The organism is Bradyrhizobium sp. USDA 4503 (genome assembly GCF_054055815.1).
In genome coordinates, this window is record NZ_JBSRXS010000001.1 from 3,162,981 (window position 1) to 3,182,139 (window position 19,159).

The 19,159-nt window shown below is 64.0% G+C and carries 20 protein-coding genes; 7 read left to right on the forward strand and 13 right to left on the reverse strand.

Translation table 11 applies throughout. The features are described 5' to 3' along the window. Positions 1–207 precede the first annotated feature (207 nt). The 3 genes from ACVMIH_RS15495 to ACVMIH_RS15505 form a co-directional block, all read right to left on the reverse strand. Complete coding sequence (locus ACVMIH_RS15495; protein ID WP_026193083.1) at positions 208–630, reverse strand: GFA family protein; 423 nt, start codon at positions 628–630, stop codon at positions 208–210. 343 nt (positions 631–973) lie between these two features. Beyond that, positions 974–1,546 carry a DUF6456 domain-containing protein gene (locus ACVMIH_RS15500; protein ID WP_057020534.1) on the reverse strand — a complete coding sequence of 191 codons (573 nt, stop codon included), beginning with the start codon at positions 1,544–1,546 and terminating at the stop codon, positions 974–976. 94 nt (positions 1,547–1,640) lie between these two features. Continuing rightward, positions 1,641–2,201 (reverse strand): GcrA family cell cycle regulator, encoded by a 561-nt coding sequence (locus tag ACVMIH_RS15505; protein WP_057020535.1) that lies wholly within the window; start codon positions 2,199–2,201, stop codon positions 1,641–1,643. 127 nt (positions 2,202–2,328) lie between these two features. Between ACVMIH_RS15505 and ACVMIH_RS15510 the strand changes: the two genes are divergently transcribed. From ACVMIH_RS15510 to ACVMIH_RS15520, 3 genes are all read left to right on the forward strand, one after another. Then, entirely contained in the window at positions 2,329–2,967 is a 639-nt protein-coding gene (locus ACVMIH_RS15510) for a LexA family transcriptional regulator (protein WP_057020536.1), read from the forward strand. A gap of 161 nt (positions 2,968–3,128) precedes the next feature. After that, positions 3,129–3,404: a hypothetical protein gene (locus ACVMIH_RS15515; protein WP_456862427.1), complete on the forward strand. Its 276-nt coding sequence runs from the start codon at positions 3,129–3,131 to the stop codon at positions 3,402–3,404. A 164-nt stretch (positions 3,405–3,568) separates the two neighbouring features. Continuing rightward, entirely contained in the window at positions 3,569–4,720 is a 1,152-nt protein-coding gene (locus tag ACVMIH_RS15520; RefSeq protein WP_057020538.1) for an OpgC domain-containing protein, read from the forward strand. A gap of 77 nt (positions 4,721–4,797) precedes the next feature. Here the strand turns inward: ACVMIH_RS15520 and ACVMIH_RS15525 are convergent, their stop codons facing one another. From ACVMIH_RS15525 to ACVMIH_RS15570, 10 genes are all read right to left on the reverse strand, one after another. Continuing rightward, positions 4,798–5,652, reverse strand: coding sequence for an HpcH/HpaI aldolase/citrate lyase family protein (locus tag ACVMIH_RS15525; RefSeq protein WP_057020539.1), 855 nt, complete (start codon positions 5,650–5,652; stop codon positions 4,798–4,800). Positions 5,653–5,655: 3 nt separating this feature from the next. Next, the gene (locus ACVMIH_RS15530; protein ID WP_016847346.1) at positions 5,656–6,111 is read right to left on the reverse strand and encodes a MaoC family dehydratase; all 456 of its coding nucleotides are present in this window, start codon (positions 6,109–6,111) and stop codon (positions 5,656–5,658) included. Then, positions 6,111–6,887 (reverse strand): enoyl-CoA hydratase/isomerase family protein, encoded by a 777-nt coding sequence (locus ACVMIH_RS15535; protein WP_057020540.1) that lies wholly within the window; start codon positions 6,885–6,887, stop codon positions 6,111–6,113. The genes ACVMIH_RS15530 and ACVMIH_RS15535 overlap by 1 nt, the downstream gene beginning before the upstream one ends. Positions 6,888–6,903: 16 nt before the next feature. Further along, positions 6,904–8,103 carry a CaiB/BaiF CoA transferase family protein gene (locus ACVMIH_RS15540; RefSeq protein ID WP_057020541.1) on the reverse strand — a complete coding sequence of 400 codons (1,200 nt, stop codon included), beginning with the start codon at positions 8,101–8,103 and terminating at the stop codon, positions 6,904–6,906. Positions 8,104–8,213: 110 nt separating this feature from the next. Next, positions 8,214–8,930 carry an ABC transporter ATP-binding protein gene (locus ACVMIH_RS15545; protein ID WP_038383499.1) on the reverse strand — a complete coding sequence of 239 codons (717 nt, stop codon included), beginning with the start codon at positions 8,928–8,930 and terminating at the stop codon, positions 8,214–8,216. Then, positions 8,927–9,685 (reverse strand): ABC transporter ATP-binding protein, encoded by a 759-nt coding sequence (locus ACVMIH_RS15550; RefSeq protein WP_057020542.1) that lies wholly within the window; start codon positions 9,683–9,685, stop codon positions 8,927–8,929. The genes ACVMIH_RS15545 and ACVMIH_RS15550 overlap by 4 nt, the downstream gene beginning before the upstream one ends. 2 nt (positions 9,686–9,687) lie before the next feature. Further along, entirely contained in the window at positions 9,688–10,467 is a 780-nt protein-coding gene (locus ACVMIH_RS15555) for an SDR family NAD(P)-dependent oxidoreductase (protein WP_057020543.1), read from the reverse strand. Next, positions 10,464–11,492, reverse strand: coding sequence for a branched-chain amino acid ABC transporter permease (locus ACVMIH_RS15560; RefSeq protein WP_057020544.1), 1,029 nt, complete (start codon positions 11,490–11,492; stop codon positions 10,464–10,466). Before ACVMIH_RS15560 ends, ACVMIH_RS15555 begins: the two co-directional genes overlap by 4 nt. After that, positions 11,489–12,391 carry a branched-chain amino acid ABC transporter permease gene (locus ACVMIH_RS15565; protein ID WP_057020545.1) on the reverse strand — a complete coding sequence of 301 codons (903 nt, stop codon included), beginning with the start codon at positions 12,389–12,391 and terminating at the stop codon, positions 11,489–11,491. The genes ACVMIH_RS15560 and ACVMIH_RS15565 overlap by 4 nt, the downstream gene beginning before the upstream one ends. A gap of 98 nt (positions 12,392–12,489) precedes the next feature. Continuing rightward, the gene (locus tag ACVMIH_RS15570) at positions 12,490–13,749 is read right to left on the reverse strand and encodes an ABC transporter substrate-binding protein (protein ID WP_456862432.1); all 1,260 of its coding nucleotides are present in this window, start codon (positions 13,747–13,749) and stop codon (positions 12,490–12,492) included. A gap of 171 nt (positions 13,750–13,920) precedes the next feature. On the opposite strand from ACVMIH_RS15570, the gene ACVMIH_RS15575 reads away from it, so the two are divergent. Genes ACVMIH_RS15575 through ACVMIH_RS15590 form a run of 4 tightly spaced genes read left to right on the forward strand, consistent with a single transcriptional unit; the run spans position 13,921 to position 18,760 of the window. After that, a complete protein-coding gene (locus tag ACVMIH_RS15575) occupies positions 13,921–15,417 on the forward strand; it encodes an AMP-binding protein (protein WP_456862434.1) in 1,497 nt (498 codons plus the stop codon). Further along, a complete protein-coding gene (locus ACVMIH_RS15580) occupies positions 15,414–16,058 on the forward strand; it encodes a TetR/AcrR family transcriptional regulator (RefSeq protein ID WP_456862436.1) in 645 nt (214 codons plus the stop codon). Before ACVMIH_RS15575 ends, ACVMIH_RS15580 begins: the two co-directional genes overlap by 4 nt. Next, positions 16,055–16,828: an SDR family NAD(P)-dependent oxidoreductase gene (locus ACVMIH_RS15585; protein ID WP_057020548.1), complete on the forward strand. Its 774-nt coding sequence runs from the start codon at positions 16,055–16,057 to the stop codon at positions 16,826–16,828. Before ACVMIH_RS15580 ends, ACVMIH_RS15585 begins: the two co-directional genes overlap by 4 nt. A gap of 9 nt (positions 16,829–16,837) precedes the next feature. Next, entirely contained in the window at positions 16,838–18,760 is a 1,923-nt protein-coding gene (locus ACVMIH_RS15590; protein ID WP_057020549.1) for a flavin-containing monooxygenase, read from the forward strand. Positions 18,761–19,159 lie beyond the last annotated feature (399 nt).

The window sequence follows — 19,159 nt, forward strand, 5'->3', positions numbered from 1 at the left end:
AAACCAAACCCGGATTTTGCAGGGCGGGACCTTCGTCCGACATGGCTGTCGATGGCCCAAAAGACGACCCGGCGGCCGCCGACATTGTCGGACGCCTCGCATACGAAGCAAGCCTGCCGGATGCCGAATTGTGGGGCGCGGAGCCCATACGCAGGCGGGTGGCGGCACGCCCGCCGCCACCCGCTTTCGTGATGGGGAGCGTTCGAGCTATTCGGCGATCATTTCGCCGGAGCCGCCGAACTCAGCCGGAAAATCCTTCAACTTCGGTAGGCCGTCGCGTATCTGCAGCACTGCCTCGGAATAGTTGACGTGAACCCCTGGGCTGAATTTCAGCGTCGGAATCGTTGCGGTGAACACGTCGACGAGCCCGAGCGTCGGGTGGTTGGTCATCAGGTGACCGCCGCACTTTGTGCAATATTTGCGCTGGCTCATCGCGGTCTTCTCGAATGTCGCGATGTGGTCGGCGCCCTTGGTGACCTCGACCGCCTCGGGCTTCCAGAGGCTGAACGCATTCACCGGACCGCCGGACCAGGAACGGCATGAACGGCAGTGGCAATAGCCCATTGCCTCAGGCTCTCCGCTGACCTTGAGTTCGACGGCGCCACAAAAGCAGTTTCCAGTGTGATTCATCGGTCGTTTCTCCCTTGGGTTATTTTGATTGAGCTCCGCGTCGGCATCGATCCACGTTGCTCGTGGTGTTCGTGATGCAGAGAAGATGTAGACACGTGCGTAGCCGCGGCGAACTCCCTTGCGTGGACGTACCAGACCCTTCCCTTGCGCGAGAGGCCTCGAATGCAGGCAGGTCGTCGACGCGACGGAAGTTACATGAGAGTCCGCGCCGCTGTCGACCATCTTCACAGCCTTGGCCGGGCCCAATCCCGACCGCACAAGGAAGGAGTTCAGTGTGAGGCAATGCACAGTCATGCGATGATGGCTGCCGTGCCGGATTTCCTGCGCGACAAACCGCGTCAGATCAGCGACGGTCCTTCACCGGAACCCTGCCTGCCGTCGCAAGCCCGTACATCAGTGCCAGCCGATCCAGGCATTCCTTGAGACGCCGCGCAAAATAGTCCTGCCAGCGCTGCGTGCGCAGCCCGCGCCGCTGTCCAACCTGCTCCATGGTCATGCCGAGGATCAGGACGTCGTGCACCAGCGCCGAACCGTCGGCGCCGAGCTCATGCTCGGCGCGATTCAGGCGCAGCGTCGCCTGGCGCTGCCCCTCGGTGATCGGCTCGCGTCGCAGGCCGCCATCGACGAATTCGCGTGTCGTATCCACCGCGCGCGGCCCGCGCTCGGCCTTTTCCCAGTCGTTTTGGAACGCCCGGCCACTCCGATATTGCGTATCGTCGATCTGGCGGTGCGCGTGCAACCGGCCGAGCGGATCGTTGCGGATCGAGCGAAAGGCAACGATCTTCTCGCCGGGCTCGAGCGCAAGGGGATTGTCGACGTCGACGGTCGCCACCTCGGCATTAAAGGGCAGATCCTGGGCACGTCGATCGTGCGCTCCAGCGGGATCGTACGGCTTCCGGCGCTTGGCTCGCGGCATTGGTAACCTCCAAAATGTCTGGTGATGGGCGCGCGGAGGCTTCCGCGCGATCGCGGTTGCGGACCGATATCCGTCGGTCAGGTGATGAATTGCCTCAACCGGCCCCGATGGCTTGAAGCCAGGCGGCGCTCAATACCGGCCTCGCCGTGGCCTCAGGATCGCGACTCAGGTGAAAATGCGGGGTGCAGTAGCTCGAGCCCGACCGGCACGGATGACCGCAGAAGGTCATCGTCTCGCCGTCGCTATCTCCGCCATAGGGATAGCGGCAGTCTCCGGGCTTGAGGTCGAGCAGCGAAAGATGCCGCGGCACGACCGCCGCGCAACGAAGCTGCGGCATCTCTACCGTTTCAGTGAAGATCTTTGGCCCGCGAAGCAGATCCGGCGTCAGTTCAGTGTGCCCTTCACGCAGCCGCCCGATCCTTGGGAGCTCCGGCAGGGACGGTTTGGGCGGATCGAGGTGCCCCGGCAGGGACGGCTCGAGCCTTTCGAGGCCCGCCAACCCCATGCGCTGCGCTCGGCTGAGCGCCGCGTTGCGCGTATAGGCCGTATTGAAGGTAGCGTTGATCGTGTCAGCGATTTCCGAATAGGACAAGCCGCGGGCGCGGAGATCCTGCAGGGCTGCCGAATGCTCCGGCAGCCAGTTCATCATTTCCATTCCAAATTCCCGTTTCTGTCATTCCGCCGGCGCCTCGCATACCTTCCGATATTCCGAAGAAAAAGTCAAGCTTGTTTCTGATAATCGTAACGGATATAGTATCTCCGGGTTTGGGAAAGGATGAAACATGCTGGACGCGGCGCTGATCGAACGAGCACTGGAAAAGACTGGGAAGAGCAAAGGCGGGCTTGCCCGCGCGATGGGGGTTCGGGCCGGGGCGGTCTCCGAAATCCTGTCGGGAATAAGGTTGATTAAGGCATCCGAGATTGCCCCGATCATGGAGTATTTGGAGCTGAATTCGGTGCCGATCGTGGGCCGGGTCGGCGCCGGCGCCTCGATCCAGCCGGAGCTTGAACAGGTCCCGCCGGAGGGTCTCGGCGAAATCGAGCTTCCATTCCCGATGACGGAGGAGACCGTCGCTTTCGAGGTCTCAGGCGATTCGATGCTGCCGAAATACGAGAACGGCGACGTCATCGTGGTGTATCGCGAGCAGCGCTATCCGCTGTCGAGCTTCTACGGAGAGGAAGCTGCGGTCCGGCTGAAGAGCGGCGAGCGGTATCTGAAGACGATCGAACGCGGCAGTTCGTCCGGCACCGTCAACCTCAAGAGCTTTAATGCCAAGCCGATCAACGGCGTAAAGCTCGAATGGATCGGCGAAATCTGCGTCACCCTGCCTCGCGGCCAGATCGAAAGGCTGCGCGGCAAGTCGGTGGCGAAGGGTCGCAAATCTGCCCGGACGCAGGGCGGGCGATCGTCCGAGAAGTAACCGCGCTGCTTCAGGGACCGGCCGGACCGATTCGGACGCCTTCGGGACGAATCGGTCCGGCCATGCATGCCTGAATTTCGGTTTTCGACAATTCACCTTGACATACTTCCGATTATCGGAAATAATGCTCGGTGACAGTCAGAACATCGAACGATCAGGCAATGCAGTATTTCGTCGTGATGATCGACTATGGCCGCCGTGGCCGCGAGGCGATCGTCGATCCCGAAATGACACGACGCGACGTCGTCTCACGAATCGCCTCGGGCGAATATACGAACATCAGCTTCATTCACGAGATTGCCGAGCGTTCGGTCGAGGATGTCACGGACGACGTGCTGGCCGAGGCCGCCCTGCCGGAGCTCCCCGTGACCGGCGCGAACCTGCAAGCCAATACGCTGGATCACGCCCGCGACCTGCGCAAACACGAGCCGGTCTGACACCGCTCACGAGTTGATTGCGAAAACGTGATCTTTCTTGAGCCGGCCACTTGGCCGGAACCCGAAACAGACTAGATAGGGTTCACGCAAAGTCTATTCGGACCAGGCGCGGGTTCCCTCTAGACTAGCGATTCGTTTCTCGGGCCGGCAAATTTCAGCTTCAGATGACTTCGACAACAAACGCCGAGATCGCGAAAGCTGATGGCGATCTCAGGATCGCGCTGCTACTTGGCATCGCAAACTGGTTTCTGTTTCTGGACCATATTCCGCACAACGTTGTCGGCGCGCTGACCATGCGCAACTTCGGCTTCAGCGGCGCAACCGACCTTTTTGTATTCGTGGGCGGCTACGCCGTGACGCTCATCTACGCCAGGATGACGCTGGAACGCGGATTCCTGGTGGCCGCAACCCGCATCTTCAAGCGCGTATGGCAGCTCTATGCCGCCTATATCGTTCTGTTCGTGATCTATGTCGAGTTGATCAGCTATGTGGCCACCCGGACCGCGGCGCCCGAGATCATCAGCGAGTTCAACATCACCGGCTTCATCGATCACCCGATCCGGACGTTGATCTACGGCCTGTTCCTGCAGGCCAAGCCGCTCAATCTCGACGTGCTGCAACTCACCATTGCCTTGATGGCGTTCCAGCCCATCATCGTGTTCGGGCTGTTGTACGTGCCGAACGTGACGGTCGTCGCGTCCGTGACCCTCTATGCCGCCGGCCGGCTGCTCGACTGGAACCTGTCGTCATATCCGTATGGAGACTGGTACCTCAATCCGTTCTGCTGGCAATTGCTGTTCGTGATGGGCGGCTGGCTCGCGCTGATCGGCACGCGATATGCGCCCGCGATCCGCGCGATGCAGGCTGCTCCCGCGCTGCGCGCCATGGCGTTGCTGTATCTGCTGTTCGCCCTGACGATCGTCTCGAGCAGCGATATCCCGGCGCTCGCGCAAATGATGCCGAGCGGACTGAGCGATATGCTGCCGCCAAACGACCGGGAGGATGTCGCGCCTCATCGCATCCTGCACTTCCTGGTCCTGACATTCCTGTTCAGCTGGCTGGTGCCGCGCGATTGGGAATACCTGCGATCTCCCGCCTTGCAGCCGATCATCAAGTGCGGCGAGGAATGGCTGGCCGTGTTCTGTGCAGGCGTCTTCCTCTCATTCGCTGCGCACCTGATCTTGATTACGGGCCCATACTCACTGGCAAGGCAGGTCGCGGTCAGCATCGCCGGTATCGCGGCGATGACGGCCGTCGCCTACTACGTCTCGTGGTCGAAGCAGCAGGACGGCAAGTCGGCCGTCGCTCATTCCTGATTCCTGCGATCGCCAGCGACCGCCGCAGCCGCGCCTCGCTATCGCGCAACATCGCGGTATCGAGCCCGCCTCCCCGACTATTTCCTGCGCGACGCCAGGATCTTCTCGGCGGCGCGCAGATGCGGCTTGTCCAGCATCTTGCCGTCCATCTTGGCGACTCCCGATGGATTATTGGCGAACGCGGCGATCACCCGCTCCGACCATGCGATTTCCTCATCCGTTGGCATGAAGGCCGCATTGACGACGTCGACATGCTTGGGGTGGATCACGGCCTTGGCGAGGAAGCCATCCTGGCGCGCGGCGACCGCCTCGGCCTTCAAAGCATCGAGATCGTTGATGTCGGTCGCGATGGTGTCGATCGCGACGACGCCGGCGGCGGCTGCGCTGATCAGGCAGAGATCGCGCGCCAGGATGAAGGGCGAGTGATAGCGGCCATCACTGCGGTTGCGCGTTGCCCCGAGCGAGGCCGCGAGATCCTCCGCGCCCCACATCATGCCCCACAGCCGCGGGCTCATGTTCTCGAAATCGAGGATTTTCAGCACCGCCCGCGCCGTCTCGGTCGCGACCGTCACGATCCGGGTGGTGCCCTGCGCGATGTCAGAGGCGGCCTCGAATGCGTCGAGATAGAGCGCGAGCCGGTTGACGTCGGCGGCACCGGCGCATTTCGGCAGCACGATTCCATCGGGTTTGCCGGGCATCACGGCGGCGAGATCGCCGAGCGTCAGATCGGTGTCGAGCGCGTTGACGCGGATATAAAGCTTCTGCTCCGGATTGCGCGCATCGAGCATCTGGCGCGTGATGCCCCGCGCAACCACCTTCTGGTCCGGCGCGATGGAATCCTCGAGGTCGAGGATCAGCGCATCGGCTGCGGTCTTCTTCGCGCTTTCATATTTCCGGGTGCTGTCGCCGGGAACGAACAGGAACGATCGCATCGCTTACGCCTTCGGCTTGCAGTGCATCAGGCCAGTGCGGCGGCAGCTCGCCACCACCTCGCCGCGCTGGTTGGTCATGGTGTGCTCGAACTCGACGATGCCCTGGGTCGGCCGCGACTTGCTGGCGCGCTTGCCGATGATCCTGGTGTGCGCCTTCAGCGTGTCGCCATGGAACACCGGCTTGGGGAACTTGACGTCGGTCATCCCGAGATTGCCGACGGTGGTTCCCAACGTCGTGTCGTACACGCTCATGCCGATCATGATGCCGAGTGTATAGAGGCTGTTGAACAGTCGCTGGCCGAACTCGGTCTTCTCGGAGAAATGCGCGTCGATATGCAACGGCTGCGGGTTCATGGTCAGGAGGCTGAACATGGTGTTGTCCATCTCGGTCACGGTTCGGCTGAATTCGTGATGGAATTCCTGTCCGATCTCGAACTCCTCGAAATACAATCCAGCCATTACCGTCCCTTGTAGTTGGGCGTCCGCTTCTCGACGAACGCATTGAGCCCTTCCTGGCAATCTTCCGTCGATGCGACCACAACAAAGCTTTCCGCCGTGTTTTCCACCGAGCGGCGGAAATCGGCATCGACCGCGCGCATGAAGGCGTCGCGGCCGATCTTCATCACGATTGGCGATTTCGCCGCCAGCTTGCGTGCGATCTCGCGAGCCCGCGCGAGCGCGGTGCCCTTCGGCACCACCTCGCTGAGCAGCCCCATGCGAAAGGCGGTCGCGGCATCGAAGGGCTCGCCAAGGAACAGCGGGCCGAATGCCTGGTGCTTTCCGACCAGCCGCGGCAACTGCACGAAATGGATCGCCGGGATCAGGCCGACATCGATCTCGGGATAGCCGAATGTCGAGCCGTCGCCCGCGACAATCATGTCGCAGGAGATCGCGATCGTCATGCCGCCGGCGCGCACCGCGCCATCGATCGCCACAATGGTCGGCTTGCCCATGCGATACTGCGTATCGTTCAACGCGAAGTATAGCCGCTCGAGGAATGTCTTGGTCTCGATCGCGGGCTTGCCCCTGACGATGTCGAGATCGAGGCCGGCGCAAAACACCTTATGGGCGCTGCCGATGACGACGGCGCGCACTGCGTCGTCATCGCGCGCTTTCGCCAGCGCCGCCAGCAGCGCATCGATCAGGGGAATGCTGAGTGCGTTGACCGGCGCGCGATCCAGCACGATCTCCGCAATCTGGTCGGTGACCGAGTAACGAACGAGGTCGGTGCTCATGATGTGTTGCCTCCCGTTAGCTCTTGGCCTGCCGCACGGCGCCCGAGAGCAGCAGGCCGTCGATCTCTGCGGAGTCAAATCCGGCCTCTGTCAGCACCGCGCGGCTATCCTGCCCGACGTCAGGTGCGGGGCAAAGGTGATCCTCGGACAGGCCCGCGATCCCCGGCGTGCGTGGCGTGTAGACCGCGCCGACGCCGGGTGTGTCCTGGCGCACCGACGCCCTGGTCGCCTCGACATGGACGTTGCGCAGCCATTCGCCGGGATCGAGGATCCGCTCCGCGATGATATCAGCCGCATGCAGACGGGTCAGCCAGGCGTCCGTCGCCTGGGTCAGGAACACCTCGCGCAATTGCGGGATCAGCGCGTCGGCCGCATCGGCGCGGCGGGCAAAGTCGGCAAAACGCGGATCGCCGGCGAGGTCCTCACGGCCGATCGCACCGCATAGCCGCTTGTATTGCGGCTCGTTCACCAGGGTGACCATCATCCAGCCGTCCTGGGTCTGGTAGGTGCCGGCCGGAACGTTCAGCGCGCGCGGCGCGCCGCCCTCGAGGATGAACTCCGCCACCTTGTGGCCGAGCAGCGCCGACGTCGACTGGCAGAGATTAACGTCGATCCAGCGGCCGGTGCCGACGGTCGCGCGCGCGAACAGCGTCGTGGCGATGGCTTGGAACGCATAGACGCCGGTGACGACGTCGGAGATCGTGGTGCCGACCCGATGCGGCACGCCATCGGCGCCGACATTGACCGAGACCAGCCCCGAGAACGCCTGCGCCACCGAATCCGAGCCGGGCCGCTTGGCGTACGGGCCGCTCTGCCCGAAGCCGCTGACCGACAGGTAGACCAGGCCGGGATTGTCGCGCGACAGGCCTTGATAGCCGAGCCCGAGCCGCTCGGCGACACCCGGGCGAAATCCTTCGATGAGGACGTCGGCCTCGCGCGCCAGCCGCTGCGCGATGGCGATCCCGTCCTTGTGCTTCATGTCGAGGCACAGGCTGCGCTTGCCGCGGTTGTAGACCGCCGACAGCGTTGTGTGATTGCCGTAGGTCGTGCCGAGATAGCGCGACCAGTCGCCCTCCGGCGGCTCGACCTTGATGACGTCGGCGCCGTAGACACCGAGCAGCATCGCGCAATAGGGCGAGGCAATCCCCTGCCCGAAATCGAGTACCTTCAGCCCGCGATACGGCGCTTCATGCGTCGGCGTCAGCTTGCCCGCCATTTGTCCTCCCATCGCTGTCGAAGAGCCTTGTCCTTGGGGCATGATCCCGGCGCAACCGCTGCGCGCTTGTCGCGAGGGAAAACCGCTGCGCGCCTTTCCCGGATCATGCCCTACAGCGCCAGATAGCGCTGCCGGATGTTGTCGTTGGCCTTCAGCTCTTCGATGGAGGATGTGTAGACGATCTGTCCCTTGTCGATAACCGTCGCGTGGCTCGCAAGGCCAAGGCAAAAATGCATGTTCTGCTCGGCGATCAATACTGTGGCACCGGTGCCGCGGAGCTGCCGCAGCAGCTCGCCGATGCGCTGCACGATGATCGGCGCCAGCCCCTCGCTCGGCTCATCCAGCAGCAGCAGCACCGGATTGCCCATCAGCGTGCGGGCGATCGCCAGCATCTGCTGCTCGCCGCCGGACAGCCTTCCGGCGATCCGGTGTCGCAACGGCTCAAGCAGCGGGAACACGTCATAGACACGGCGGATCGACCACTCGTCCTCGCCATCGGGCCCCTTCTTCTGGCCGATGACGAGATTGTCCTCGACGGTATGCTCGGGAAAGATCTGGCGGTCTTCCGGCACGAAGCCGAGCCCGGCCCGCGCGATGTGATGCGGCCGCATGCCGGAGACCACCTGGCCGCGCAGGGTGACCTTGCCGCGGCGCGCCGGCGCCAGCCCCATGATGGCTTTCATGGTGGTCGACTTGCCGGCGCCGTTGCGGCCGAGCAGCGCCATGGTCTCGCCCTGCCGCACCGACAGGCCGACACCGAACAGGATCTGGCTGGTGCCATAATAGACGTCGAGGTCCTCGACCTGCACCACCGGCTGCGCGCTCATGCCACCGCTCCCGCGTGGTCGTCGCTGCCGAGATAGGCCTCGATCACGGCGTCATTCCTGCGGATCGCGTTCGGCGTCCCGGTCGCCAGGATCCGGCCGTAGCACAGCACGACGATTTGGGGCGCAATCTTGAACACGATGTCCATGTCGTGCTCGATAAACACGACGGTGATCTTCTGCTTCTCCCAGAGCTCGCGCACCTTATCGATCATGCGCCAGCGCTCCTCGGTGCCCATGCCCGCGGTCGGCTCGTCGAGCAGCAGCACCTTGGGCTCGAGCACCAGCGCGAGCGCGATGTCGAGCAGCTTCTGGTCGCCGTGCGACAGCGTCGCCGCGGTCCGGTTGCGCTTACCGACAAGGCCGAGCAGCTCCATCGCATGCTCGGCGCGGTCGCGCGTTTCGGCCAGCGGAAACCGGCGATGCATCACGCCGGCGCGGCGCTGATCGGCACAGACTGCAGCGAGCATCGTCTCCTCCACCGTCAGCGACGGGAAGATGCTCGCGACCTGGAAGGCGCGGCCGATGCCATGGCGCACGATCTCCGGCGGGGCCTTGCCCGCCATGTCGACGCCGTTGAGCAAGATTTGCCCGGCATCAGGTTGCAGCGCGCCCGTGATCAGGTTGAAAAATGTGCTCTTGCCGGCGCCGTTGGGACCGATCACGGCTGTGAGCGAACCGTCGGCGAAGTCGAGCGAGACGTTGTCGGTCGCCTTGACGCCGCCAAAGGATTTCGAGAGTCCGCGAATCTCTAGCATGGCTAGCCACTCGCCTCCCGTAGACCGCCATACGTGCTCCACGATGTGCCGGCAAGCCAGCCGCAATCGACCGGCACGTTGGCGCCCGTCATCGCCGAGGCCGCGTCGGAGGCCAGGAATGCGACGACGCGGCCGATCTCCGAGGGGTCGACGAGGCGGCGAAGTGCTGCATTGGCAGCCAGCGCCGAGACATTCCGCTCTCCGCGATCGATGGCATTCTTTAACGCCGGCGTCAGCGTATAGCCAGGGGACACCGCATTAGCGCGGATGCCGGACGGCCCCCATTCGGCCGCGAGGCATTCGGTGATGGCAATCACCGCCGCCTTGGCGGGCGCATAGGCATGCAACGGCATCGAGCGCATGCCGGCAATCGAGGCGATGTTGACGATGCTGCCGCGCTTGCGCGCGATCATCTGCCGCGCAAAGGCAACGCAGGCGACATAGGTCCCGCGCTGGTCGATGCGCACGACGTCGTCCCAGGAGGTCATCGGCAGCTCGTGCGGCCGGACCGGCACCTGGATGATGCCGGCGCTGTTGACCAGCACCGCGACCGGGCCGCAGTCGCGCTCGATCGCGGCCGCACAGGCCTCGACGCTGCGCTCGTCCGCCACGTCGGCCGCAAACGCCTTGCCACCGACTTCCGCCGCAACCGTCTGCGCCTTGGCGATGTCGCGGTCGACGACGGCGACGAGATCGCCGGCCGCAGCGAGCTCATGCACGCACGCAGCGCCGATGCCGCTGGCGCCGCCGGTAACGACGCTGATCCGCGTCTGTGCAGTCATGGCGCGCGCTCCCCGGGCTCTCCGCGACGCTGCGCGAACCATTCGACGACAAAGTCCATCAGGCCCTTTCGCAGGCCGATGGCAAAGAACAGGATCACAATGCCGAGCACGATGCCGTGATACTCGGTCAGGCGGGTAACGGTATCGTTGAGGATCAGCAGCAGCACCGTGCCGACCATCGGTCCGAGGAAGGTTGTCACGCCGCCGAGCATGTTGATGAAGATGCCCTCGCCCGAGATCGTCCAATAGGCGAACTCGGGATAGGCGCCGGAGACGAACAGCGCCATGATGATGCCGCCGGTCGCGGCGAACAGCGCGGCGAGCACAAAGATCGTCAGCTTGGCGCGCCAGACATCGATGCCGATGAAGCTCGCCCGCGTGGCGTTGTCGCGGATCATGCGCAGCGTGTAGCCGAACGGCGATTGCGCGATCTGGCGCATGAGCAGCAGGCCGATCACCAGCAGGGCGCAGCTCGTGATGTAGAGATGTAGATGATTCGACAGATCGATGCCGAGAAACGGCGGCCTCGGGATCCCGCCGCGCAGTCCCTGGTCGCCGCCGGTCAGCGACTGCCACGACAGCATGGTCGAGTGAATCAGCATCTGGAATGCCAGCGTGACGAACGCGAAATAGATCTCCTTCAGCCGCACGCAGATCGCGCCGATGACGACGGCGACGACCAGGGTCATCGCCAGCGTGGCGACGAAGGCCACCGGGATCGGCACGCCGGTCTTCTGCATCATCAGCCCGAAACCATAGGCACCGAGGCCGAAGAACATGCCGTGGCCGAACGAGATCAAACCGGTGTAGCCGACCAGAAGGTTGAGCGACGTCGCGAACAATCCATAGGCCGCACAGCGGATCACGAAGTCGAGCAGCTGCTTGCTGCCAAAGATGAACGGCAGCAGCGCGAGCAGGACAAAGGCCACGAGCGCGATCAGCACATCGCGGTACCGCTGCGGCCTGGCGTCGATCCGGGCAACATCGAGGGACTGCGTGCCCTGCCCGGCCTGCAATTCGGTCATGCGACCTCCTTGCCGAACAGCCCGGTCGGGCGCGAGACCAGCACAATCACCATAAACAGATACATCAGCCCCTCGGTGAACAGCGGGAAGCCGAGCGATCCGAAGGAGCGGATCAGGCCGATCAAAAGCGCGCCGATCAACGCGCCGAGGATCGAGCCCATGCCGCCGATCACGGTCACGATGAAGGACTCGATCAGTACCGAGAAGCCCATGCCCGGCGTCAGCGAGCGCACTGGCGCGGCAAGCGCTCCCGCCAGTCCCGCCAGCATGCCGCCGAGCGCGAATACGCCACCATAGATCAGCCCGGTATTGATCCCGAGCGCCGAAACCATTCCGGGATTATGCGCAGCCGCACGGATCACCTTGCCGATCCTGGAGCGCGCCAGCCCCAGGCCGAGAACAACGGCCGCGGCGAGCGCCACCCCGATCAAGAGCAGATAGTACGGCGGCACCACGCCGCCGGCGATGAACAGCGGCGGCACCTGGAACGCGGCCGGCATGCCCATCGACCTGAATTCAGGCCCCCAGATCATGCGGACGACATCGTCGAAGATCAGCACGAAGGCGTAGCAGACCAGGAGCTGCATCAAGACGTCGCGGCCGTAAACCCGGCTCATGAACACGCGCTCGAAGATCAGGCCGAGGATCGCGGTGCCGACGGCGCCGCTCAGCATCGCCAGCGCGAAGCTGCCGGTGAGCTGATAGGCCGTCATCGCGAAGTAGGCGCCGAACATATAGAAGGCGCCGTGGCTGAAATTGACCACCTTGAGCACGCCGAAGATCAGCGTCAGCCCAACGGCGACAAGGAACAGCAGCATGCCGATGATCAGGCCGCTGGTGGTTTGCGTCACCAGGCAGGCAGGGCTGGCGAGGCAACTGGCGAGCGCGTCGAGGTCCACGGAAAATCATCCATCACGGCGGGCCGCAACGTCGGCGCGCGACAAACATCAGATGCGAGGCGAAGGCAGCAGATTGCCGCCTCCGCCGCACACGCGGATCAGGTGTAGCCCTTGCTCTTCTTCCACTCGGCTTCGAGCTCGAAGATGGTCTTCCAGTCTCCGGCCTTCACATCAGGCACGTAGGGCTCCTGCGGGATCGTGGTGCCCCAGCCGATGGCGTAGCCGACCAGCGTGTGATCGTCGGCGCGCATTGTGACAGTGCCGTCGGCGCCGAACGGGCACTTGATGGTGAGGCCGGTGAGCGCCTCCGCGACCTTCTTGCCGTCGGTCGAGTTCGCCTTCTTGACGGCCTCGTTGAGGAACATGACCGCTGTGGCGTTCTGCCACGACCAGTTGGTCGGATACTCGTTGTACTTGGCCTTGTAGGCATCGCCCCAGGCCGCATTTTCCGGCGTCGGCGGGAAGGTCTTGATATAGCGATCGCCGGAGTGGATGCCCTTGGGCAGGTTCTTCACCACCGTGAGTGCGGTGTAGTCGGCCATGTTGACCGCGAACACCTCCATCTGGGTGAACATCGCGTAGATGTTGGCCTGGTCGATGTAGGAGGTGAGATCGCCGCCCCACAGGCACGAATAAAGCGCCTGCGGCTTGGCCTGCAGGATCTTCGTCACCACCTCGGTGTAGTCGGGCTGGAACAGCTTTGGCCAGGACTCGCTGATGATCTCGACGTCGGGCGCGAACTTCTTCAGGTACAGCACGAACTCGCCGGTGGTGTCGCGGCCATAGGCGTAGTCGGGCGAACAGGTCGCCCATTTCTTCAGGCCCTTGGCCTTGGCGATCCCTGCCGCGTAGCTGGCGCCGACGATCGAGTCGTGAATGCCTTGCCGCACGCAGCGGAAGGCGTTCGGGATGTGCTGCTTGGGATCGGCGGTCAGCGACGACGCTTCCGAGCAGGTGTGGATGCAGAGCACCCCGAGATCCCGCGCCACTTCGTGAACCGCGAACGATCCCGAGGACGCTTCGCCGTCGAGCAGCATCTCGCAACCGTCGGTGTTGACGAGTTCGCGCGCGATGCGCGCGGCTTCCTGCGGCTGCCCCTTGGAGTCGCGGATCACCATCTCGATCTGCCGTCCGGCAAGGCCGCCGGCGGCGTTGACCTTCTCGACCTCCAGCAGCACTGCGTTGCGCGAGGACGTTCCGAGTTGCGCGACGCGGCCCGACAGAATGGTCGGCATGCCGATCTTGATCGTCTTGGCCTGTGCGCGCGCCACCCATGGCGCGGCAAAGCTCACCGCACCGGCGCCCATCAGCGCAAGCGTCGAGCGCCGGGTGATGCCCGGTTTCCGGGTCCTATTCATCATTCCCCTCCCTGTCGGGTTCGCGTTCCCAAAATCCCTGCCGGAGATCGTTTCGTCTCCATGACCACGATGTTTTCAGAGCAAGGGGGGTGACGTCAAGCCAAAGATGAATTACGACTCATAATTCATCTAGGGAGAAAACGGCGCCGGAATCGGCCCCGCGGGCGGCAAATGATCAACCTTTCCAGCTTCATCGCATTTCATGCCCGGCGGACTCCGGACCGCTGTGCGCTGAAATATCGCGGCGAGGACGTCTCCTACGCCGACTTCGATCTGCGGATCCGGCAGGTCGGCGGCTGGCTCGCGGGGCGCGGGATCGCGCCCGGCGATGTCGTCGCCGTGCTGATGAAGAACAGCACGGCCTTTCTCGAACTGGCGTTCGCGACCAGCCATATCGGCGCGGTGTTCCTGCCGATCAACTATCGCCTCTCGGCCGATGAGGTCGGCTACATCGTCGGCAATTCCGGCGCGCGCCTCTTGGTCGCCGACGAGGAGTTTGCCGCGATCGCAACCGGCGGCGCGCCGGTCGTGCTGCTCGATGAGGTCGCGCAGTCCAGCGTCACCAACCTTGCGCCCGACATCGCGCCGGCGCCGATCCATGTGCGCGGGCCGCGCGACCTGATGCGGCTGATGTACACCTCGGGCACGACGGATCGTCCCAAGGGGGTGATGCTCAGTTACGAAAACATCTACTGGAAATCCGCCGACCAGACCCTGGTGCTCGGGCTCAACGCCGACACGCGGCTGCTCGTCGTCGGTCCGCTCTATCACGTCGGCGCGCTCGACCTGCCCGGCATCGCGGTGCTCTGGCATGGCGGCATGCTGTGCATTCACCGCACCTTCGAGCCTGAACCTGCGCTCGCCGCGATCGAGCGCGAGAAGCTCAACGCGGCGTGGTTCGCGCCGGTCATGACCACGGCCCTCCTCACTCATCCGAACCGCGAGCGCTACGACGTCTCCAGCCTGCAATGGGCGATCGGCGGCGGCGAGAAGACACCGGAAGTCCGCATCCGCGCCTTCTCTGACTATTTCAAGAACGCGCGCTACATCGATGCCTACGGCCTCACCGAAAGCTGCGGCGGCGATACCTTCATGGACGCGGGCCGCGAGATCGAGAAGATCGGTTCGACCGGCCGCGCCATCGCCCATGTCGAGATCGACATCCGCGACGATGCCGGCAAGCGCCTGCCGGCCGGCCAGAACGGCGAGATCTGCCTGCGCGGCCCGAAGGTCACGCAGGGCTACTGGAAGGATCCCGAGAAGACCGCATCCGCGTTCTTCGGCGACTGGTTCCGTACCGGCGATGTCGGCTATCTCGACGACGACGGCTTCCTGTATCTGACCGATCGCAAGAAGGACATGATCATCTCCGGCGGCGAGAACATCGCCTCCTCCGAGGTCGAGCGCGTCATCTACGAAATGCCTGAAGTGCGCGAGGTCGCGGTGATCGGCCTGCGGGACCCGCGCTGGGGCGAGAAGCCGGTCGCGATCGTGGTGCTGGCCGACGACGCCAAGCTCGACCTGCCCAGTCTCACCGACCACTGCCGGACACGGCTCGCCGGTTTCAAGGTGCCGCGGCAGCTCGTCATCCGCGACAGCCTGCCGCGCAATCCATCCGGCAAGGTGCTCAAACGCGTGCTCCGTGCCGAACTCGAGGCCACCGCATGACGCAAGCGACATCCGCCAAAGTGACAAAACTTAACCGGGTCGAGCGCAACGCCTGGACCAAGCAGAGGATCTTCGACGCCGCGACCAAGGTCGTCGGCAAATACGGCTATGCCGAAGCCTCGGTCGCGCGCATCACCGAAGCCGCCGGCGTCGCGCAGGGCACCTTTTACAATCATTTCGAGAACCGCCAGGAGCTGCTTGACCAGCTGCTGCCGAAGATCGGCCTCGACATGGTCCGCTTCATCTATGCGCGCACCGGCGCCGCGAGCGAGGCCCGGCAGGAGGTCGAGCGCTTCGGCGCCTTCTTCGATTTCATCCGCGAGGTGCCGGAATTCCTGCGCATCCTCAACGAGGCCGAATTCTTCGCGCCGATCGGCTACCAGAAGCATTTTGACAACATCTCGAGCGCGTATGTGCGGATCCTGCAACGCGCGCGGGCTGCGGGCGCGACCAACGCCTTCAGCGACGAGGAATTCGAGGCCATCGTCCAGGTGCTGATGGGCGCGCGCGGTTATCTCAGCCGCCGCTATTCCTATTCCGAGCGCGGCGTCACCGCGGTGCCCGACTATGTGATCACGGCCTATCAAAAGCTGGTCACCCGCGGCCTGTTCACCACCAGCGACAAGGGAAGAAAGTCATGAGCGCTGAGGGCACCATCCTCATTACCGGCGGCAGCCGCGGCATCGGCGCGGCGACCTCGACACTGCTCGCCGATCAGGGGCATCGCGTCGTCATCGTCGACATCGCGCCCGAGCCGCTGGTTGGAACAGCCGCCGTGCTGTGGCCGGCGCCGTTCGACGTCGCGAGCGAGAGCGCCGTTGTCGCGGGCATTGCCGATATCGAGACCGCGCATGGTCCGATCAGCGGCCTCGTCAACGCCGCCGGCGTGTTCGGCAAGATGCACACGATCGAACGGGTGCGGATGGAGCAATGGGACCGCGAGGTCAATATCGACCTGCGCGGCACCTTCCTGGTCGCGCGCAGCGTCGGCATCGGCATGGCGAAGCGGCGGCATGGCGCGATCGTCAACGTCGCCTCGGTGGCCGGCATGACGTCGGGCCCGATCCATGCCTATACCGCGGCGAAGGCCGGCGTCATCCAGATCACGCAGACGCTCGCCGCCGAATGGGGGCGTTCCGGCGTCCGCGTCAACGCGGTGTCGCCCGGCTTCACCCGCACGGCAGCGCTCGAGGCCGGCATCGCATCGGGCGCCCTCAACAAGGATCTGCTGGCACGGCCGACCGCGCTGAACCGGCTGGTCGAGCCGATCGAAGTGGCGCAGGCGATCGCATGGCTGCTCTCGCCGCAGAGCAGCGGCATCACCGGCATCAACCTGCCGGTCGATGCCGGCTACATTGCAGGCACCACCTGGGCCGCCTATGGCGGCCTGCCGGAAGCCCCACGCAGCTGAGGACAACGCATGAATATCGAGCTTCCGCGCAAACACCTCGATCTGTCCTCCGCCATCGCCGAGGGTGACATCCGCGTGCTGCTGATGGTGCTCGTGCATATGACCGGCGACGAGAAGTGGCTCGAGCCGCCCTACAAGCCGAAGCGCGACGTCCGTCTGATCCCGGATCCCGACGCCGGTGTGCCTCAGGAGATCCAGGACGAGATTCGCGCGGCGGTCCTGAACCTGTTCGCGAACGGCACCCCGAAGCCCGTCATCACCGATCCCGGCAATGAGCTGATGCTACGGATGATGCGCGCGACGCTCGGCGACAATGTCGCGCCGGAATATGCGCCGCTGATGCGGGAGGAGATGGGCTTCATCCCACGCGACGCGCGCTGGCGCGAGCGCCCTTCTGGCGAGAAGCTGGCGCAGCAGCATGTGCTGATCGTCGGCGCCGGCGTCTGCGCGATCGCGCTTGGCGTCGCGCTCGGCCGGCTCGGCATCCCCTATACGATTGTCGAGAGGCAGGACGAGATCGGCGGCACTTGGTACGTCAACCGCTATCCCGGCTGCGGCGTCGATACGCCGAACCACTCCTATTCCTTCTCGTTCGGCGCGCGCAATCCGTGGACCCGCTATTTCGCGCAGCGCCAGGAGCTGCTCGATTATCTGCTCAAGGTCGTGCGCGAATACGACATTCGCAAGCACGTCCGCCTCAATACCGAGCTCGTAGCCTCGCGCTGGGACGAAGGCAAGCGGCGCTGGATCTCGACGCTGAAGACTGCCCGCGGCGAAGAGACCTTCGAGTCCACCGCGCTGGTCAGTGCGATCGGCCAGCTCAATGATCCCTTGCCTGCCCGCTTTGAGGGAGACGAGGCCTTCACCGGTCTGAAGGTTCATTCGGCGCTGTGGTCCGATGATATCAAGCTCGACGGCAGGCATGTCGCCGTGATCGGCACCGGCGCGACCGCGATGCAGCTGGTGCCGTCGATCGCCGACCGCGTCGCCTCGGTCACCGTCTACCAACGCACCGCGCAGTGGGCGCGGCCGGTGAAGGGCTATTCCGATCCGATCACCGAAGGCGCGCAGTGGCTGCTCGCCCATCTGCCGTTCTATGTGCAGTGGTATCGCTTCAACATGTTCTGGCGTTACGGCGACGGATTGCTGCCGTTCCTGCGCAAGGATCCGGCCTGGCCGCATCCGGACCGCGCCGTCAACAAGGGCAACGACCGGCATCGCCAGGAGCTCGCCGACTTCATCCTGTCCGAGCTGAAGGATCGCCCCGACCTGATCGAGAAATGCATGCCGACCTATCCGCCCTACGGCAAGCGCATCCTGCTCGACAACAACTGGTTCAAGACGCTGACCAAACCGAATGTCGAGCTGGTCACCGACAAGATCGACCATTTCGATCGGCACGGAATCGTCACGGCCGACGGCACGTCGCGGCAGCACGACGTCGTCGTGATCTCGACCGGCTTCAAGGTCTCCGAGATGGCGGCGCGGCTCAACATCACCGGGCGTAACGGCAAGAACCTCAAGCAGACCTGGCGCGACGACAATCCGACCGCCTATCTCGGCCTCACCGTGCCTGATTTCCCCAACCTGTTTCTGATGCTCGGTCCCAATTCGGGCCCTGCGCATGGCGGCAGCGTCATCTTCCAGTCGGAGTGCCAGAGCCGCTACATCTCCGCCTGCCTTGTCGAGATGATCGAGAACGACATCGCCGCGATCGACGTGCATCCCGACGCGCATGACGCGTATATCCGCGACGTCGACGCCGAGCACGAGCAACTGATCTGGACGCATCCGGGCATGACGACCTACTACCGCAACAGAAGCGGCCGGGTGTTCTCGGCGATGCCGTGGCGGTTCGTCGACTACTGGAAGATGACGCACGATCCGGACTTCACCCAATATCGAACGACCAAGTCGCGACAGGACTCCTGACCTGAATTCCCTCGTTCGTTAACTTGACAGATGGCCATAACTGCCGCAGCATTTCGCTGACTGCACCTGTTGGGGTGCTGGAGCGCTTGCTCCTCGCGTCGCAGGAATTGATGGACGATTATGGGATCGGCCGTCAGGCAGCAGAAGCGGACAGATGTCCGTCGGACCACCCCTTGGAGAGGAGCATGACGCCACCGGCGCAAGCCAGCGACCTTGCTCAGCGGCAAGGTCTCGGTGCACGTTGAGGCAAACAGCAGCTGCTAGCCGCGTGCGCCACCGACAATCTGAACATATCCGCAGGACAGGAGCGCAAAGGCCACGCGCTTTTAGGTCCCGAAACACGACTGGTCGATACCAGACATCCTTCGCTAAAACGAAGTAGCAGGGCCCCGCGATGCT

Bases quoted from the DNA above. Each gene is read 5' to 3' on its own strand.
- ACVMIH_RS15495 (WP_026193083.1), bottom strand. From the start codon at position 630: ATGAATCACACTGGAAACTGCTTTTGTGGCGCCGTCGAACTCAAGGTC.
- ACVMIH_RS15500 (WP_057020534.1), bottom strand. From the start codon at position 1,546: ATGCCGCGAGCCAAGCGCCGGAAGCCGTACGATCCCGCTGGAGCGCAC.
- ACVMIH_RS15505 (WP_057020535.1), bottom strand. From the start codon at position 2,201: ATGGAAATGATGAACTGGCTGCCGGAGCATTCGGCAGCCCTGCAGGAT.
- ACVMIH_RS15510 (WP_057020536.1), top strand. From the start codon at position 2,329: ATGCTGGACGCGGCGCTGATCGAACGAGCACTGGAAAAGACTGGGAAG.
- ACVMIH_RS15515 (WP_456862427.1), top strand. From the start codon at position 3,129: ATGCAGTATTTCGTCGTGATGATCGACTATGGCCGCCGTGGCCGCGAG.
- ACVMIH_RS15520 (WP_057020538.1), top strand. From the start codon at position 3,569: ATGACTTCGACAACAAACGCCGAGATCGCGAAAGCTGATGGCGATCTC.
- ACVMIH_RS15525 (WP_057020539.1), bottom strand. From the start codon at position 5,652: ATGCGATCGTTCCTGTTCGTTCCCGGCGACAGCACCCGGAAATATGAA.
- ACVMIH_RS15530 (WP_016847346.1), bottom strand. From the start codon at position 6,111: ATGGCTGGATTGTATTTCGAGGAGTTCGAGATCGGACAGGAATTCCAT.
- ACVMIH_RS15535 (WP_057020540.1), bottom strand. From the start codon at position 6,887: ATGAGCACCGACCTCGTTCGTTACTCGGTCACCGACCAGATTGCGGAG.
- ACVMIH_RS15540 (WP_057020541.1), bottom strand. From the start codon at position 8,103: ATGGCGGGCAAGCTGACGCCGACGCATGAAGCGCCGTATCGCGGGCTG.
- ACVMIH_RS15545 (WP_038383499.1), bottom strand. From the start codon at position 8,930: ATGAGCGCGCAGCCGGTGGTGCAGGTCGAGGACCTCGACGTCTATTAT.
- ACVMIH_RS15550 (WP_057020542.1), bottom strand. From the start codon at position 9,685: ATGCTAGAGATTCGCGGACTCTCGAAATCCTTTGGCGGCGTCAAGGCG.
- ACVMIH_RS15555 (WP_057020543.1), bottom strand. From the start codon at position 10,467: ATGACTGCACAGACGCGGATCAGCGTCGTTACCGGCGGCGCCAGCGGC.
- ACVMIH_RS15560 (WP_057020544.1), bottom strand. From the start codon at position 11,492: ATGACCGAATTGCAGGCCGGGCAGGGCACGCAGTCCCTCGATGTTGCC.
- ACVMIH_RS15570 (WP_456862432.1), bottom strand. From the start codon at position 13,749: ATGAATAGGACCCGGAAACCGGGCATCACCCGGCGCTCGACGCTTGCG.
- ACVMIH_RS15575 (WP_456862434.1), top strand. From the start codon at position 13,921: ATGATCAACCTTTCCAGCTTCATCGCATTTCATGCCCGGCGGACTCCG.
- ACVMIH_RS15580 (WP_456862436.1), top strand. From the start codon at position 15,414: ATGACGCAAGCGACATCCGCCAAAGTGACAAAACTTAACCGGGTCGAG.
- ACVMIH_RS15585 (WP_057020548.1), top strand. From the start codon at position 16,055: ATGAGCGCTGAGGGCACCATCCTCATTACCGGCGGCAGCCGCGGCATC.
- ACVMIH_RS15590 (WP_057020549.1), top strand. From the start codon at position 16,838: ATGAATATCGAGCTTCCGCGCAAACACCTCGATCTGTCCTCCGCCATC.